The 17634-nt window shown below is 35.7% G+C and carries 16 protein-coding genes and 4 pseudogenes; 6 read left to right on the top strand and 14 right to left on the bottom strand.

Annotation, left to right across the window (positions count from 1 at the left end; genetic code table 11):
• Positions 1–118: 118 nt before the first annotated feature.
• Positions 119–1462, bottom strand: coding sequence for a sodium-dependent transporter (locus JFL43_RS10020; protein ID WP_200748946.1), 1344 nt, complete (start codon positions 1460–1462; stop codon positions 119–121).
• A 194-nt stretch (positions 1463–1656) separates the two neighbouring features.
• Between JFL43_RS10020 and JFL43_RS10015 the strand changes: the two genes are divergently transcribed.
• Complete coding sequence (locus tag JFL43_RS10015) at positions 1657–2853, top strand: multidrug effflux MFS transporter (RefSeq protein ID WP_100797092.1); 1197 nt, start codon at positions 1657–1659, stop codon at positions 2851–2853.
• A 196-nt stretch (positions 2854–3049) separates the two neighbouring features.
• A complete protein-coding gene (locus tag JFL43_RS10010; RefSeq protein ID WP_200748945.1) occupies positions 3050–3859 on the top strand; it encodes an enoyl-CoA hydratase/isomerase family protein in 810 nt (269 codons plus the stop codon).
• A gap of 97 nt (positions 3860–3956) precedes the next feature.
• Here the strand turns inward: JFL43_RS10010 and JFL43_RS10005 are convergent, their stop codons facing one another.
• The gene (locus JFL43_RS10005; RefSeq protein ID WP_200748944.1) at positions 3957–4244 is read right to left on the bottom strand and encodes a hypothetical protein; all 288 of its coding nucleotides are present in this window, start codon (positions 4242–4244) and stop codon (positions 3957–3959) included.
• A 343-nt stretch (positions 4245–4587) separates the two neighbouring features.
• Positions 4588–4959, bottom strand: coding sequence for an iron chaperone (locus JFL43_RS10000; protein WP_200748943.1), 372 nt, complete (start codon positions 4957–4959; stop codon positions 4588–4590).
• Between the two features lie 325 nt (positions 4960–5284).
• Here JFL43_RS10000 and JFL43_RS09995 point away from each other — a divergent pair.
• Positions 5285–5490: pseudogene (locus tag JFL43_RS09995) on the top strand (transposase); the annotation flags it as partial.
• Positions 5484–5600: pseudogene (locus JFL43_RS09990) on the top strand (transposase); the annotation flags it as partial. The pseudogenes JFL43_RS09995 and JFL43_RS09990, both read left to right, overlap by 7 nt.
• A gap of 132 nt (positions 5601–5732) precedes the next feature.
• On the opposite strand, the gene JFL43_RS09985 reads toward JFL43_RS09990, so the two are convergent.
• The 9 genes and pseudogenes from JFL43_RS09985 to JFL43_RS09945 form a co-directional block, all read right to left on the bottom strand.
• Positions 5733–6182 carry a hypothetical protein gene (locus JFL43_RS09985; RefSeq protein WP_200748941.1) on the bottom strand — a complete coding sequence of 150 codons (450 nt, stop codon included), beginning with the start codon at positions 6180–6182 and terminating at the stop codon, positions 5733–5735.
• Positions 6183–6507: 325 nt separating this feature from the next.
• Positions 6508–6849: pseudogene (locus JFL43_RS09980) on the bottom strand (ATP-binding protein); the annotation flags it as partial.
• A gap of 698 nt (positions 6850–7547) precedes the next feature.
• Complete coding sequence (speB, locus tag JFL43_RS09975) at positions 7548–8393, bottom strand: agmatinase (protein WP_234447718.1); 846 nt, start codon at positions 8391–8393, stop codon at positions 7548–7550.
• Positions 8394–8397: 4 nt separating this feature from the next.
• Positions 8398–9252 carry a polyamine aminopropyltransferase gene (speE, locus tag JFL43_RS09970; RefSeq protein WP_200748939.1) on the bottom strand — a complete coding sequence of 285 codons (855 nt, stop codon included), beginning with the start codon at positions 9250–9252 and terminating at the stop codon, positions 8398–8400.
• Positions 9252–9683, bottom strand: a complete 432-nt coding sequence (gene speD, locus JFL43_RS09965; protein ID WP_100797089.1) for an adenosylmethionine decarboxylase — start codon at positions 9681–9683, stop codon at positions 9252–9254. The genes speE and speD overlap by 1 nt, the downstream gene beginning before the upstream one ends.
• Positions 9684–11183, bottom strand: a complete 1500-nt coding sequence (locus JFL43_RS09960; protein WP_234447711.1) for an aminotransferase class I/II-fold pyridoxal phosphate-dependent enzyme — start codon at positions 11181–11183, stop codon at positions 9684–9686.
• On the bottom strand, positions 11180–12370 hold the full coding sequence (gene metK / locus JFL43_RS09955; RefSeq protein WP_100797088.1) for a methionine adenosyltransferase: 1191 nt from the start codon (positions 12368–12370) through the stop codon (positions 11180–11182). The genes JFL43_RS09960 and metK overlap by 4 nt, the downstream gene beginning before the upstream one ends.
• Positions 12371–13344: 974 nt before the next feature.
• Positions 13345–13874, bottom strand: a pseudogene (locus tag JFL43_RS09950) (DoxX family protein); the annotation flags it as partial.
• 512 nt (positions 13875–14386) lie between these two features.
• Positions 14387–15193 (bottom strand): nucleoside/nucleotide kinase family protein, encoded by an 807-nt coding sequence (locus JFL43_RS09945; protein ID WP_200748938.1) that lies wholly within the window; start codon positions 15191–15193, stop codon positions 14387–14389.
• Between the two features lie 234 nt (positions 15194–15427).
• Here JFL43_RS09945 and JFL43_RS09940 point away from each other — a divergent pair, with 234 nt between their 5' ends.
• Positions 15428–15940 (top strand): hypothetical protein, encoded by a 513-nt coding sequence (locus JFL43_RS09940; RefSeq protein WP_200748937.1) that lies wholly within the window; start codon positions 15428–15430, stop codon positions 15938–15940.
• A gap of 114 nt (positions 15941–16054) precedes the next feature.
• Here the strand turns inward: JFL43_RS09940 and JFL43_RS09935 are convergent, their stop codons facing one another.
• Complete coding sequence (locus JFL43_RS09935) at positions 16055–16873, bottom strand: Cof-type HAD-IIB family hydrolase (RefSeq protein WP_200748936.1); 819 nt, start codon at positions 16871–16873, stop codon at positions 16055–16057.
• A 129-nt stretch (positions 16874–17002) separates the two neighbouring features.
• Between JFL43_RS09935 and JFL43_RS09930 the strand changes: the two genes are divergently transcribed.
• Positions 17003–17224: a hypothetical protein gene (locus tag JFL43_RS09930; RefSeq protein WP_200748935.1), complete on the top strand. Its 222-nt coding sequence runs from the start codon at positions 17003–17005 to the stop codon at positions 17222–17224.
• Positions 17225–17470: 246 nt separating this feature from the next.
• Here the strand turns inward: JFL43_RS09930 and JFL43_RS23045 are convergent, their stop codons facing one another.
• Positions 17471–17596 carry a hypothetical protein gene (locus tag JFL43_RS23045; RefSeq protein ID WP_267907780.1) on the bottom strand — a complete coding sequence of 42 codons (126 nt, stop codon included), beginning with the start codon at positions 17594–17596 and terminating at the stop codon, positions 17471–17473.
• Between the last annotated feature and the right edge of the window lie 38 nt (positions 17597–17634).

Genomic DNA, 17634 nt, shown 5'->3' with positions numbered 1-17634 from the left:
TATGATAATAAAACTTTTCACGCTGTTTGTAAACCTATTTTAAAATTAGGTTAACACAAATGATTTGCATAAAAAAACCTAAGCCAATATTTCACGACTTAGGTCTTTATTAATACGATTAATATTGAAGTATTGAATATACTAAAACGACTGTAATAACGATTGGTACTACGCAAGTCATTAATAGTTTCCACGTTTTGAAAAACACCGGAGATATGTGACTACCTTGCATAAACTCATCTCTCACAAGTGATTTCTTTACTTTATGCATGATGAAAATGGCGATTAACAAATTCCCTAATGGCAGCATAATATTACTTACTAAATAATCTGTCGCATCGAAAATACTTTTACCGAATATAGCAAAATCACTCAAACTGCTCGATGATAAAGCAGCTGGAATAGATGCTATAAACACAACCCCCCCTAAAGCAAACGCAATATTACGACGTGCATTTGGCCATTTCTCAACAAGAGCTGCTACGATAATTTCATATAAACTAAATGATGAAGTCAGTGTCGCAAATAAAAATAGCAATAAGAAAATCGCTAAAAATAATTCACCAAACGGTAGTTGGCTAAATACTGAGGGCAACACCATAAATAATAATCCAGGCCCTTCTGCAGGTTCAAAACCAAATGCAAAAACAACAGGGAATATCGCAAGTCCTGCAAGTAATGATACGAAAATATTCATCAGTACGACAGATCCTGCTGAATAAGGTAAGCTTTCATCCTTTTTCAAATAAGAGCTATAAGTCACCATGCAAGAAAATCCTACAGCTAAAGCAAAAAACGACTGCCCCAGCGCATACAACACGGACTTACCTGTAATCTTTGAAAAATCAGGTGCTAAGAAAAATTTTACTCCTTCCATTGCCCCATCCAATGATAATGCACGAATAACCAGAATAAAAAAGAATATAAATAATAAGGGCATCATATATTTATTTGCCTTTTCAATACCATTTTGCACACCTAGTGAAATAATAAGCACGTTGATCAATGTGAAAAGTGCTAGTCCAACTAATGTAATCCAAGGTGTTCCTGTAATCATCCCAAACAACTGATCTGGCGTGGTTCCGCTTTGAATAACATTACCAACAACCGCTTTGCCACTATAAATGAGTATCCAGCCACCTACTACACTATAAAAAGATAGCAATAAGAAGCATCCGGCAACGCCAAGGCGTCCAATCCAAACCCACGCACTTTTTGGTGCCAGTCTTTTATATGCTGTGATCGCTTCTGCACCTGTTCCGCGACCTATTATGAATTCTGAAATTAGCATTGGTAAACCAATTAGTAGCGTAAACATGACAAATAATAAAAAGAAGGCTCCACCTCCACTTTGTCCTGTTACATACGGCATTTTCCAAATGGCACCTAGCCCAATTGCCGCTCCAGCCGACGATAATATAAAACCAATTTTCGTCGACCATTGTCCTCTTTTTGAATCCAAAGGTAATCCTCCTCTACTCTGCTCAGCTCAACAATTCTGACAATTGATGAGACGTAAATAATCACTCCCTATTCTATCATGGAAAATAGCCATTTTGAAAAAAGCTTAGTCATTTTTAGCAAAACATGTTAGACACTATGAATACTACTCATGTAGACTAGTAGTTGCGTAGTATTTTTTGAAGGAGATGTAGTATGGAAAAAACAGCATTAAGTGAGCGTGCGATTTCTAAAACATGGATCGTGCTCATTTTAGGTTCATTGACAGCATTTGGTCCACTTTCAATGGATATGTATTTACCCTCTTTACCAACGGTCGCAACTGATTTAGGTACGACCACATCATTTGCACAGTTAAGTTTAACAGCTTGCTTATTAGGTTTAGCTTTCGGTCAGCTGATTTTCGGACCATTAAGTGATATAAAGGGGCGTAGAAAACCTCTACTTTTCACATTAATTATCTATGCGATTGCCTCGTTACTGTGCGCCTTTAGCAGCAATATTTGGATGCTAATTGGGTTACGCTTTATGCAAGGTTTCTCTGGAGCTGCGGGAATTGTAATTGCTAGAGCTTCAGCAAGAGATATGTACGACGGGAAAGAATTAACGAAGTTTGTCGCTTTATTAGCATTAGTGAACGGTGCGGCGCCAATTCTAGCACCTATTTTTGGTGGTATGGTATTAAAATTTGCACCGTGGCCAATCGTTTTTATCGTTTTAGCAATCATTGGACTAATCATGTTTGTTTGCGTCGTCACTATTTTACCAGAAACATTGCCAATTGAACGCAGAGCGACAGGCGGTGTTTTCGCTACTGTCAAAACATTTGGAGGCTTAGTGAAAGATCGTTCCTTTATGGGTTTAGCTCTAACACAAGCCTTTATTATGACAGCCATGTTTGCATACATAGCAGGTTCTCCCTTTGTTTTGCAAAAAATATACGGCCTCTCACCTCAAGCCTTTTCACTGTTTTTTGGATTTAACGGCATAGGTATAATTATTGCCTCACAATTGACAGGAAAATTAGCGCAAACAGTCGCGGAAATTAAATTACTTTTTGCTGGGATCTTAATTGCTTTTACAGGCAGTCTACTATTAGTAACTGTCATTGCCTTTAAGCTACCGCTTGCCTTTATACTGTTATCATTATTCATCATTGTTTCGACAGTCGGTATCGTTGCGACAACCGCTTTTTCACTTAGTATGCAAAAACAAGGTAATAATGCAGGAAGTGCCTCAGCTTTACTTGGCCTATTACCGTTTATCGGTGGTGCCATTGTCTCACCATTAGTTGGCATTGCAGGTGAGATGAATGCCTGGCCAATGGGCATCATTATGTTAACAAGTACAACTGGTGCCATCATCGCCTTTTTGTCATTACCGAAAAAGTAAAATCAACCGTCCTATTTGATGGAAATCAAATAGAGCGGTTTTTCTATTGTTCATTAATGAGAGAAAGGAATTTTTCTATGTTTCGCATGCTTTTCTTGCAAATAATTAGTATTTTCGTGCAATTTCAGCAACTTGGAATACAACAGCATTTATCTGTACTATAATAGAAGAAAGCATTGATTTTAGGGGGATTTTTATGAAGGTTACAACTACACGACTTGAGGCAGAGGATGCCAAAATTGTTTATCAAGAAACAGCTGGTTTAGCCATTATTACCATTCATCGCCCACAAGCAAAAAATGCGTTAACGGCTAATATGTGGGATCAACTACGTAAAATTGCGCTGCAAACATTAGAAAATCCAAAAAACAACGTACTTATTATCCGTGGTTACGGTGAACAGTTCACTGCTGGCTCTGATATTAAAGAATTCCACTCTATTTCTCTTGAAAAAGCGGAAGAAGCTTTTATTCATATGGAAAAAACCATTTCAACAATCGAGCATTTACCGATTCCAACGATTGGTGTTATTAATGGACCCGCAATGGGAGCTGGCCTTGAATTAGCACTTGCTTGCGATATTCGTATCGGTTCGGACAAAGCAAAACTAGGCATCCCAGTTGGTAAATTAGGCATCACACTAAACAACAAATTTGCTCAACGTCTAGTAAACTTAATCGGTCCAAGTATGACGAAAGATTTAGTTTATACAGGACGTATACTAAAAGCTGACGAAGCGTATCGTGTTGGTATGCTAAACTATTTAGTTGCTGAAAAAGACTTAGATCGCTACGCTATACGCATGGGTAAATTAGTCGGCTCTATGTCTCCAGCCTCACTACTTGCTGTCAAACGCTCTGTACAGGAATGCGTGGATTCGGCACCGGATTTATGGAAAGGATCCACTCCATTTGTAGATGCCACAGACTTTCCAGAGGGTGTTAGCGCATTCGTAGAAAAACGACCAGCTAAATTCGCACGTCAACTGCATAAAACAGAAGAATAAAAAAATACCTTCTTTGGGGCTGACACCCTGTTTGAGGCAGGGTGTCAGCCCCTTATTAATAGAAGGTTTTTTATACAATCATATGTACTAGGTTTTACTATTTAAATTCGATATTTCTGGGAAATAATTCAACAATACCTTCCCCTCCTGCGTTATAAACATAGAGAGAATAAAATCCATTAGGGGTATCCACATCCGGGTAATTCCACTTCATAACTTTACCTTCTTGAAGCGTCCCAGTATGGAAACGAGAACCGTCGGGAGTAATGAGTACCCACTTAAAGTAAGTAGTTCCTTTATTTGTGATTTTCACTTCTAATGACTGCCCTCCTCGATACATAAAACCGGCTAAACCTTCATTTTGGAAAATAGTAGACTGGTTCACTAGTGTTGCCTTAGGGGTAATTAAATTTTTCTCTCCAGAGGAATTTGTACTGTTTTCCTTGGTTAAAGTCTCTACACTCTGTTGATAAAAATGCTATAGTTGTTTTCCATGAATCTAAGCTAGCAGAAGTGGTGTCTTTTTTATTGCCTTGATTTATAAAAACATTTGGTATTCCTTTTGCCTATTGCATGTCCGGCACCATGATATACAATATGTTTGTAATAATGCGTTGGTTTACTCTTTTCTAATGATCAATAGCTCTTTTAGAAAAACTACAGGTAACATCTGTTGGTTTAGAATAAAGTTTGATTAAAATTAATTGAACCCTTAATAATCCGATTTTTTATTTTCGCCAAAAAGTTGAACAGTCTGCCTTATCGAAAATATTAAACTCAATCATTTTCTCAAGTAATGAGCAATCAACCGGACTATTCCACTGGATACGCATCAACTGCTTCGTGTGATCATAGCCAGCCTGCACAATTTCATCAGAAAAATGATTAATCCCTGCACTTTCAGGGGCAACAGCCAAATGTTGTTTGGCTACGCTAAAGCCAATAATAAATGTGTCGTGATCGGTAAACATAGGCTGATTCCACGCAATCTTTGGCTTTAAATTTGGAAATGTCTTAGCTACCCAAGCCAAAACTTCTTCCGTTCGTTCCCGATGTTGCGGGTTATCAATCTGTGCTAAATACTCTGCAAAAACTTCCATGTTGTTCTCTCCTAAACTAAAAAATTATTAAAGAAATAACCTCTTACAGGCATCATACCTGAAGAGGTTATTTTTTATCAATCTTTGTTATAAATTATCAATCTTTATTCTAAATCTACAATAATATTAGATCTCAAGAGTTTATGACATTGGTGATTGCTTTACTTATACCTAGATTATTCACCAATCAACAGAAAAACTCACTGAAAAGCTGATGAGTCAGGTTTTCAGTGGGTTTTTCTACTCCACTTAAAAAGTGAAAAAAGAATCCACTTCTGTTAAGGTTAAATCGACTAAGAACTAACCAATAGAAAGGATTCTTCTAATGAGTAGATTACCGCAAACGACGCTTCATTTCAACCGCCGACTGAAATTATCCAACGATGGCGGCGAATTATCTTCAGATACAGGTCAATTTTTATTCCGTGAGTTTGACGAAAAATCGTTTTTTCACAAACTATCGCCAAACATCTCCACTTAAAAGATGAACATTCTTTTTGTATGCATCCAAACGAACAGCTGCTTCGTCAGGCATAATGGAAGGCACCAATAATAAAATTAAGCTCATCAAAAGACGGAGTTTTGGGTATCGAAACGACGCCCATTTCTTCCTGCGATTTCGCTTGGAAACCGGACGTTAATTTTGTCATCCCCGACTTTTGGTGATGAACCTTTTATTTACTAAAATAACATATCATTTCTAGGTAAATAAATCGAACAGTTTTTAGTATATTCAGAATTTTTCGCAGAAAAAGATATAGAAACAATAATATTTATTCGATTTCTATTGAAAATAGCATAACTGCTATCTCTTGTTGCCAGTTAGACGTAATGTGATAAATATAAATTCCTTTTTGTGAAGGTACTGTAATTTTATTATCTTTAATTTCTACATTATCACTTGTGTTTTCGTTCACCCATTCTTCAACTACAAGGCTTCCTGGCAATGGTTCACTGTTAAACTGAATATCTATTTTAGAATTTGGTTGTACTGCAACTGGCGTATGTTCCTGACCCATTTCAAAAGGGGATGCATAAACTTTATCTACACAACGACCCATTCCAATAACTTTCCAACAATATGAGCCTTGAGTAGTGGGTATCTTAGTATCTTTTATAGTCACTTTTGGCATTGGAGGTTCAAAATATATTTTTGTACTGACTGAATAAATACCAAATCCTATTAAACCAAGGCTAACCATAATTAATATTATTTTCTTCAATGAAGTTCCATCCTTTAAATGTTAATTGTTACCTTAATATTATATTAATACCAATTTTTTTATTTATATTATATGTTAATTTGATGATATGTGTTAGTTTGGAATAAAGTTTGATTAAAACGAGTCTCCCCCTCTTATTACTATTCGATATATTTTATAAAAAAGTTTGTTCACCTTTCATTTTTACTACTACAAAAATTTAATCTAATAGATCAAAATTCAGATCATATGCTACAGAATACAAGTCTATTGATTTGATTTCACAATATGTTTTTATATCATTCCACATAGGCCATCCCTTAACTTGATTAAGTTTGCTAATATAGGTAACACAATTTAAATAGCCAAACTTCTCTAAATAACGTGTACCTAGTAAATCATCAATTGCTTTAAAAAAGCTCTTGCAAATTGTTGAAAGGCTCCCGTCATAAGGACAATCAATTTTGAGCCAAACAATTTGTGTACGATTAAACGGCTGTTCTTCGTATACTTCATGTTTAATCACTTGTGGATACATCAATAATAGGCGCTCGATTGCAGTAGTTTTACCAATTCCTGAAATACCAATAATGGAAAGACTGTCAGCTGTCGAGCGAATATAATTTAAACGCACATCAATATATTTATGTGCTTGTTCCTCATCTTCACGTAGTTTATGCAACACTTGTAAATTTGTAACAAAATTGGATAGAAATAGCTTACAAACCTTGATTAAACTACATTATGGTCTATAAAACATTGAGATTTTGATCAATCTTTTTTCAAAACGGTACAACTTTTTTATAAACGAACAAACTTTATTTCAAATCAACAACATCCTCTCGTCGAAGCATCTGATTTTGTATTTACCAAATCGACACCTCTTTTATAAGATCTAAAGAACCAACTAGACACTTACTTCTCTTTCCATTATAAAATGCCTCTTTCATCGTTGCGTTTTTTGATTGAACTAGTGAAACATTTACTGAAATAATCCTTGAAGTGCAGTTAATTGAAAATAAGACGGCTTAAAGACCTTACTGAGTCACCTTCTTTTAGTATGATTCTACAAGTATATCTATTCCATCAATCCACTTCCTTCAATTTTAAGTAGAACTTCATGAAAACGGTGTTATTTTTAAATATAGATCGATGGCTCTCCAAGAACCCCAATATTAAGGGGAAATAAAAAGAATCCATTTTGAAAAATATGACTTCAAAATGGATTATTCTCTGTGTTTTAGTATACAGCTCTATAAAAAATGAGATCATTTTTCAATTTAAAACGCCTTTTTATTGCAACACTCTTAATGGAATAAGAAAGCACTATAGTCAGTTGAATTGGTTACTAAAAAATCTAAACAACTAACTCAACTTCATATTTTATTATTCTGCAAGTGTAAGTAAAAGTTCTCTAATCGTTTTACAAGCAATTGCTGTAGATGCCCCTGATGGATCGTAAGGTGGTGATAGTTCTACAACATCAGCTGCAACAATTTGATTTAGCTCTTGAAATTGTTTTATAGCTTCTAGCAATTCACGATACGTAATTCCACCAGGTTCTGGTGTTCCAGTTCCAGGGAAAATACCTGGATCAAGTACATCTAAATCAATCGTAATATAGACTGGCACATTTTGCATTTCAAGTATCTTCTCTTTTAGAGTTTCAAGGGAAAAACGTTCGAGATGCGTATGTTCTTTTGCCCAGGTAAACTCTTCCTTCAGACCCGAGCGAATGCCAAATTGAAAAATACGGTCGTCTCCAAGAAATTCATGGCAACGGCGAATAACCGATGCGTGCGAGAGTTTTTCTCCTAAATAATCCTCACGTAAATCTGTGTGAGCATCTATATGAATAAGGTGTAAATCTGGATATTTTTCGTACGCTGCTTTAATAGTAGGCAAACTGACAAGATGCTCTCCACCAACCATAAGAAATTTCTTTCCATCTGCCAACACTTCTTGGCTGTACTCAAAAATCTGATCTAAAACTTTAGCCGGATTTCCAAAAGGCAAGTCCAAATCACCGCCATCGAAAATCGCTGCATCTTCTATATCTTTATCTAAGTAAGGTGAATAGGTTTCTAGCCCATAAGAATCTGGTCTAATAGCTTGCATCGCAAAACGGGTTCCTGGACGAAAACTCGTTGTACCGTCAAACGGTACTCCAAACAACACAATTTCTGCTTCGCTATAAGATTTTTCACAGCCGATAAAGGTGCTAACATTCATAGCTTTATTCCTCACGTTCAAGAGCCTCCTTTACGTAATTTGGCAACCCGAACGCGCCAACATGTAGATTTGTATTATAGTATTTCGTTTTAAGACCAAATTTCCCCCAAGCTTCGGCATCCAAGTTTTTAATTGGATCAAAGGATTTAGATGCAAAGCCAAACAGCCAATGGCCAGAAGGATAAGTTGGCATATGGTATTGGTAAACGTTCGTAATTGGGAAAATGCTCTTAATCTTCTTACGTGCCTTTTTCATATTAGTAGCATATTCTTCAAAGTAAGGTGATTCATGCTGATTAATTAATATACCTTCATCATTTAAAACGCGATAACATTCTTTATAAAATTCAGTTGTAAAGAGCCCTTCACCGACTGAAATCGGATCTGTAGAATCTACTAGAATTAAGTCAAAAGAATGATCAGGTGCATTCCTTACATATTCCAAGCCGTCCTCAAAATGTAGCTTCATACGGCTGTCTTCTTCAACACCGCTTGCAGTAACCGGTAAATACTGCTGACATAAACGGAAAACACGTTCATCAATTTCTGCCATGACCACTTCTTCCACTGTCGGATAACGCAGCACTTCACGCGCTGTTCCGCCATCTCCACCACCAATAATTAGCACCTTTTTAATACCTGGATTTGTCGCAAAAGCAGGATGTACGATCATATCATGGTAAATGAATTCATCTTTCTCATTTACCATCATCAAACCATCTAAAGTGAAAAATGTACCAAATTCTGTTCCTTGATAAAAATCAATTTGTTGAAAAGGGGTTTTTTCACTGTATAATTCTTTTTCATAAGCAATTGAAAATTTACATTCTTTACTCCACTGTTCTGTATACCAATTCATTACTTAACACCTTCTAATTCTGTTTTTACTTGAATTTGCTCGATTTCTCTCTCAGCAAATTGGCGTATTTTATCAGCCATGCCACGTGGAATTTCGAAAGATTCTGTTTTTGTAGCTTGCAGCTTTTCAAATAAGTAATCTGCTGCTTTCCATGGATTTACTGAATCGCCGCAAGTATACACATCCACAGAAGCAAAACCATATTCTGGCCATGTGTGGATCGTCAAATGTGATTCTTCAATAATGACCGCACCTGAAACGCCATATGGATTGAAATGATGGAAAACCGACTCAACAATCGTTGCACCAGAGTAATCTGCCGCTCCCCTCATATACTTTTCAATCGATGCATTGTTCTCAATTATTTCACTTGGACAGCCATAAAACTCAATCAAAACATGTCTCCCTAAAGTTGATAATTCTAAACCCATTTACGCTTCCTCCTTGATTACTGTAATATGATTTGCTTCTTTGGCTTCCGTTAGAACATTCCCTAATGTCTGACAATAATAACGATATTGCTGAAGAACATCATGAGAGATCAATTCTCCTGGAATAACAAGAGGAATACCTGGCGGATAGATCATCAAAGAGTCTGCACTTATCCTACCAATAGCAGCTTCAATTGCGATCGACTCATGTTCAGCATAGTAAGCTTCCCGTGGACTTAAAACCAGCTCGTTAACTTGATCAGCTGTTACATAGGTTGATATAACCGTTGTACTCTTACCTAAGTTCTTTTCAATGTCCTTTAAAGCAAAAACAAGCTTGCCAATCGATTCTTTCGTATCGGAACTAGTAATTACTGCCATAATTACATAACCTTCTGCCAACTCCATCTGAATTCCGTACTTTTCTTTTAAAACAGTATAAACCTCGAAACCAGTTAATCCGATACCATTTACTCGTATGACTAATTTTGTCCAGTCATACGATTGATTAAAATGTTCCTTTAAGTAACGAGCTTTCAAAACTTCATAGCATGAACCCGATTCAATCGCTTTCACTGCTTCATCTACAACTGGCTTTAAATCACTGTACCGCTGTTTTCCATAAAGCGTTATTTCTCTTCGGGCCGCATCTAAAGAACTCATCAACAAGTAATTTGCACTCGTTGTCTGCAACATATTTAATACTTTTTGTATTTTATCTGGTGCTATCCTGTCTTTCTTGAGGAGTAGCATAGAACTTTGAGTTAAAGATCCACCTGTTTTATGCATACTTACAGTTACCGCATCTGCCCCTGCGGACATCGGGTCTATCAATTCGTCTGACATAAAGCCAAGATGAGCTCCATGTGCACTGTCAACAATGACTGTTATATCCTGCTCATGGGCGATGCAGCAAATTTCTTGCAAATCGCTCATAGAGCCAAAATATGTCGGATAAGTAATAAACAAAACCTTCGCTTCGGGATGTTCATACATTGCTTTTTTTACATTGGCTATTGAAATACCATGTGAAATACCAAAATGGTGATCGACTTCTGGTCTTATAAATACTGGTTTTGCTCCACTTAGAATAAGCCCATTCATAACAGATTTATGGCCATTTCTCGGTACCAATATAGTATCTCCAGGCTTACAAGTGGCAATAATCATTGCCAGAATACCTACAGTTGTTCCATTAACTAAAAAGTATGAATAATCCGCGCCGAAAGCTTCCGCAGCCAACTCCTGAGCTTGTTTAATAACAGTTTGCGGATGACTTAATAGATCAAGTTCTTTCATGGAATTAACATCCATTCGCATGGTCATTTCCCCGAGAACCATTTTCAAAGAATTCATTTGTGCGCCCATTTTATGACCAGGTACATCAAATGGTGTGACATCTTGCTGGACATATTGCACTAATGCCTCAAATAAAGGCATCCTATCTTGAGCTACCAAAGTATTGCTCTTGGCAACAAGCTCTTGTACATCGTTCATCATTGTCCTACTCCAGCAAATTCATAAGTTGCTAATACTTGTTTTAGTTCCTCTACTTTATCCGTTCTTTCCCACGGAACATCAAGATCACTTCTGCCGAAATGCCCATAGGCAGCCACCTGTTTATATTGAGGCTTACGCAAGTTCAGCATATTGATGATTCCATCTGGTGTTAGATTGAAAATTCGGCGAATTGCACGCAGTAATTGCTCATGTGGTACTTTTTCAGTTCCAAATGTTTCGATAGCAATACTAATAGGTTCACTCACTCCAATTGCATAGGACAACTGAATTTCACATTTTTTTGTCAATCCCGCAGCAACGATATTTTTTGCTACATAACGGGCTGCATATGCAGCTGAACGGTCAACTTTCGTGCAATCTTTACCAGAAAATGCGCCGCCTCCATGACGTGCAGCTCCTCCATACGTATCTACAATAATCTTACGCCCAGTTAAACCAGCATCGCCATGAGGACCTCCAACAACAAATCGTCCAGTTGGGTTAATCAAAATTCGAAATGATTGATTTAGATTAAATTCTCTTGCAGTCTCTTTAATAATGTTCTCTATTACATAATTTTCAAATATATCTTTATCAAAATCCCCATCATGCTGAATAGACATTAAAATGGTGTCAATTCTTGGCTCCTTAGGATTTGTATAATCGATTGTTACTTGTGATTTCATGTCTGGTCGTGCCCATTTAAACGCTCCGTTTTTTCTTAACTGTGATGCTTTTTTCACAAGTGTATGTGCCATTTCAATCGGTAATGGCATTAAGTTTTTCGTTTCATCAGTCGCATAGCCAAACATAATACCTTGGTCACCAGCCCCAATTGCCTTAGTATCACTTGATGAATCAATACCCATCGCAATATCAGGAGATTGCGTGTGGACCAATACTTGTACATCACAAGTACGTCCGTCTATTCCGAAGCGATCATCGATGTAACCAATTTCAATTAATGTATCACGTGCGATTTTCTCAATATCTAAAATAGCTGTAGTGGTGATTTCACCGCCTACTATTACCGTGTTTGTTGTATCAAACACTTCGCATGCCACCCTAGATAATGGATCCTGTTCAAGAGCCGCATCCAACACAGCATCAGAAATTTGATCTGCGATTTTATCTGGATGTCCTTCTGATACAGATTCTGAAGTAAATAAAATTTTTTCAACCAACATTAAACACTCCTAACAAATAAACACATTTTTTAGGCACAAAAAAAGCTCTCCTCCAACCAAAGGAAAGCTTCGATTAATATCAGCTGCTTATCCTCTTATCGTTCACAAAACAAAATGCTTTGCGCTCAGGTTGGGCACCCATGATCTGATTCACTTTGAACCAAATTGGTTTGCCACCGTATCTTCGACCCCTCGTCTCAACGGCTATTAATAAGATAGACTTTATTTATGTTGGTGCTAATATTAATAGATTTTAATAATCATGTCAATTTTTTTTTTTTTGATTTATTAGTTAATATAAAACCTTCTATAAATGCCCCAAAAAAGCGATGCAAAATTTCGTTGTAACAATATCTTCAAATATTGTGGGTAAAATAATTTCTCCACTCATTTACCCACAATTCTTGACTTGTACTTTAGTTCATCAATTCTTGAGAGAATAAAACAGAGCAACCTATTCCATAACCTACTAATTCTCTAGGTAAAGATCATACAGCATCACACTTTTTCAATTAGTAAATCTTTATTTCTTGAAGCATGTAGATGTAGAATATACGCTTATTAATACAGAAAATATGGCGCAGTTTAGCGAATAGAATAATATTATAGTTACTGTAGCTTTTTGGTTAGTAAATACACTCGCAAAAGTAGACTATAAACCCCTTACTTTTTCTCTTCTGATGCCCATAATTTCTCTGTTAATCCAAGTGAACAAGTATACTTTTGTCTTTAAAAGGAACCTTCAATAGATTACGTTTGTTCTTATTTTTAAGCACATTAGAATTAACGTGAAATTCTTTTGTTGTTTATATCTTTGGTAACTGGAGTTAAAGAAAATGGTTGAAATTATTGGAGTCCATCATTTTTTGTTTTATAAGCACTTGACTGCTTCTATGTTCTGGCAAAAAAATAAGGTACCTAGTCTTATTACAATCTTGAATAGTTCCATAACCTCGTACCTCACTACTACTCTTTTTCCTATTCCAAGGTGTTCCTAATAACGGAAGTGCCCATCGATCTAATCCATACCATCCATCAACTTTCCAAGTAAGTACTAACGAAGTCGCAAGGATAAATAGGATTGGGTTTGTACTAAGTGTTCCAGCAAACAAAAAACTGGCATTCATTAAAGCACACAAAAAAGCGGCAATCCCTGTCAATAAAACCGAAAACCAAACCTACTAACAATTCACCATACATCGACGACAAACGAGAATATTTTTGCATTTGGAAGCACATTGTTTTCAAGAAAAGTAGCATACTATCCAGCCATATCCGCCGTTTCCTCTGATTTTGCAAGTGTACCTTTCAAAAATTCTTCGAGAGTCGCTCCGGCGTTTTTCCCCGTCCACGCATCACTTTGTACCTTCCGCCATCCAGCCTTCAGCCAACAATACCCCACATAAAGTCGAATAAATAACCATATGATTGCAGAACGAGAATCACTAAATAAAAAATGTGAGACTGAGTTTTCTGGAATATAAACGGCGTTTTTATAATTCATTTCAATCAACATCATTACATATATAATACATTTTATAGTTACATTTTACCTATATAGTTACAGGCGCGGGCAAGCACCCTCCGCTACGATCAACTAAAAAATGTAGTAACATACATTATTATTGAACATAAAAAACCATTTTAACGATAAATAACAACCTAATATTCCCCTAATCAACACACCTAATATAGCTATTAAATACAAATTGAACGTTTTGAAGCATCTTTCAAGAAAGTATCGAAATTCCAAATTTTTATGCATAAAAAAGAAGCAGTCAATATTTATAACTTGACTGCTTCTTCTTTTATAACTATTGTCTCTCACTCACTTTCTCTTTCGACCGAATACTATCCATTTTAATGTAAAGCCATATATAACAAAGTGCAATAACAAGAACTAAGAAAATCTTCAACCATATATTTAGTGCTGAATCTACAACAGTAAATACGATAGCTGCAACAAGGATACTACCTAACATACTTATTATTTTATAAATCATTTTTATTAAAACCTCAACTCATCTGTATTTGATTAACTGTCATTCGGATTTCTGCTAATTCCAAGTCAAAATGTTTATCAAATTGCTTGGCGATTTCTTTTTGTAATGTAAGCATAGCGTTTGGAACTGAATAATCGATTGGACCGTTCAAAATAACTGTAATATGTACCATCGGTAAAGGCAGATGATGATAGTGAATTTTGTTGCATCTCGCAATATACGGGCTCAGATCACAAGTAATTTTTACGATATCTGTGAACGCTCTTTTTTGAATGACAATCGTTTCATCATGAAAATCTGGCTGTACAATTGTCGTTTCTCCAATTTTCTCACGCTTTGATGTGAAAATTTCAACACCCTTTTGGATAAAACGTTTAAAGAAATTTTGCTCGACTTGCTTGACTGGAATTGGCATAATATGCTTACCTTCCGTTTTACGTATAAACTTCGCAAGCTTCATCTCAATAGAAGAACGTAAATCACTAATGTAATAAAAATGAGCCACTTCTCCGCGATTAAGTCGCTCTGCAATTTGCATCGTCATTTTATCAGAAGTACCTATGAGTAATAATTTCTGAAGTTGATGATGATCAATAGCCTCTTGTACATCCCGTAAATGATCAGAATCCATGAAAATTGCTCGCTTTACAGCCTTAAAAACCGACTTCTCAAATTTCGCAGATGTACCCGCTGCCTTTTCACCATTAACAATAAGTAGGCCATCATCGATAATGGCTTCAATTTGATGTATATGTGCAAACTCAATTGCAGCCGAACTTTTCCCTGTTCCGCTCGGTCCACTAAGTGAAAATATCTCCATGATTCAATCTCCCTATCAAACAGTACTTGATAAGCTTATTATAGCAAATGATAGCCGTATACATCCGTTTATTTAAAGTAGACTATGTAAAAACTAATTTTTGTTATTGATTTACACGAACATATCACTCTATTTAAAGAAATTTTCTGCGCAAATGAAAATGATCACATTATAAGATGATTTGGGATATTTACGGGTTGTGCAGTATAATACTCCTATACGAGGAGGATGACTATGAAAAATTTAACTAAAACAACGATTATATTAAGTAGTCTTGTAGCTGTCTTAATCATTTCTTTAGGATATGTTTTATATCTAAATCAGTGGCATCAAAAACAATACTTCCTGGACAACACGCAATCATCACTTGTTGAATTACAAGGAATTATAGCCTTTCAAGAAGATGAAAACTGGGAAAATCCACAGCTAATTTCAAATAAATTACAAATAATCATTGATGATTTATGGTATGGAACTACATCGTATACGTTTCCTTCAAAAGTATTGAATAAAGAAGAACTTACTATGTTAGTCACTATAGCTAATACTTTGCAACAACTTCCAAATAACGATGTTTACGCTATTGCTGAATGGTCAAAGGAAGATATTGAAAAAGCTAAGATAGTAAATAACGCTTTAATTAAAGCGGATTTAAAAATGGAAACCACTATTTTAGTTGATTGGGAAACATTTATCAAACAATGTGCAATATTTAAAGAAGAACTTTCAAAGATACATAGCTTATAAATTCAAAAAGCATAGATTCTATAAACGTTTACGGCTTTTATTTAAACACCATTGAAATGTAACATAGTCTTAATAAAAAAGGCACACAAATGAATTTCACCTGTGTGCTCATCATTATTTTAATATAAATTTTTCAATTGCCTTTGCAACGCCTTCATCGCTATTGGTATCTGTAATATATTGAGCGATTTCTTTAACAGCAGGAACTGCATTTCCCATAGCAATTGGTAGTCCAGCAAATTTCAGCATCGACAAATCATTCATAGCATCTCCAATAGCCATGACATTTTCAGATGTCATATTCAATGAAGAGCTTAACTCTTTTAATGCGTTGCCTTTATTGGCCGTACTTGAATTGACCTCAACATTTTGCTGAAACGAAGTAGTAATGCTGTAGCCAAGCTTTTCTAGTTGATTCCACATAGCAGCCCGTTCCTCTACCTTTTTAAAATACAAATTAAATTTGTCGATCGGTAAATTGCGTTCAGTAATAAAATCATGAATATTCGGTACGGGTGTACGTGTTTTAATTATAAAGTGTGCAAATTCACCTGCCCCATACTCCACAGGTCGATCGTAGCAATGTTGTCTAATATACACTTTACCATCCGCGAATGCTTCAATGCGTAGATCAATCTGCTCTAACAATTGCAGAATTTGCATTGTTTGTTTGAGTGATAAAGTATTTTCGTATATTTTTTCCTTGGTAGCTAAGTTCCACACCGCTGATCCATTTCCCGCTATTACATATTTCACAAATGGTAAGTGTAAAAAGACGTCTTCTAATTCATCAAGTGTCCTTCCAGTACAAATGACAACTTCTACATTGCGGTCTATCGCTCTTTTAATGGTCTCAATTGTCTTTTTTGTTAACTGTAAAGCAGGTGTTAAAGTCGTGCCATCCATATCTAATGCAATTAATTGTATACTCATTTTGTTTCCCTCTATTTCATTTATTTCTAATCATGGTGATTTTTTAATAAGGATTTTAATATTAGAATAACGATCCATATGATAGAATTGAATTATATGATCGATTAGTTAAAGGAGCTCCATAACATCATGTCAAAAATTGTGCCCTATTTATTAAACCCATTTTGTATAACGGTTGTTGTTGTTTTAACGATATTTTTTGGTAACCAAGCACTAGTTAAATACGCGACTAAATCGTATCCCCTTGCCACTTTATACCTTACAGTAACAATTGCTTGTATCGCTTTTATCACCTATTTGATCAAAGAATTTCGATTAAAAGCCAAGGCTGAAAATATTGAGAAGGATTAAGAGCTGGCATGTGCTAGCTCTTTTTTATTCATACATTTTTAAATAGGTATCTATATTCTTTAACCAGGTATCTAAACTTTAAATATACCTCGTCTACTTGTAAATAAGGTATGCCTTATAAGTATCGCCACTGTGCCTAGTTAACCTTGCAAATGTTGAATCATCAATTCCCAAATATTCATTGACTTCAGCTCTATTTAAAAGTGGACCATATGTTCTTTCCTCGTTTGCGATTTCTAAAATCACTCATAGTTCACCTGCATTACTTGAAAAATTCCGACTAGCCATACACCCTCCAATTACAATACAAATTCCTATAAAGTAAAGCGGCTTTATAAATGTATTTACGTTATCATATTCAAGGTTCTTCATAGCTTGAACTCCTTTTTCACAGTCTGGTTAAAATATTT

Source organism: Viridibacillus soli, assembly GCF_016612995.1.
Taxonomy (GTDB): Bacteria; Bacillota; Bacilli; order Bacillales_A; family Planococcaceae; genus Viridibacillus; species Viridibacillus soli.
Note: the sequence above shows the minus strand (reverse complement) of the source record. Positions and strands in the feature narration are given on the sequence as shown.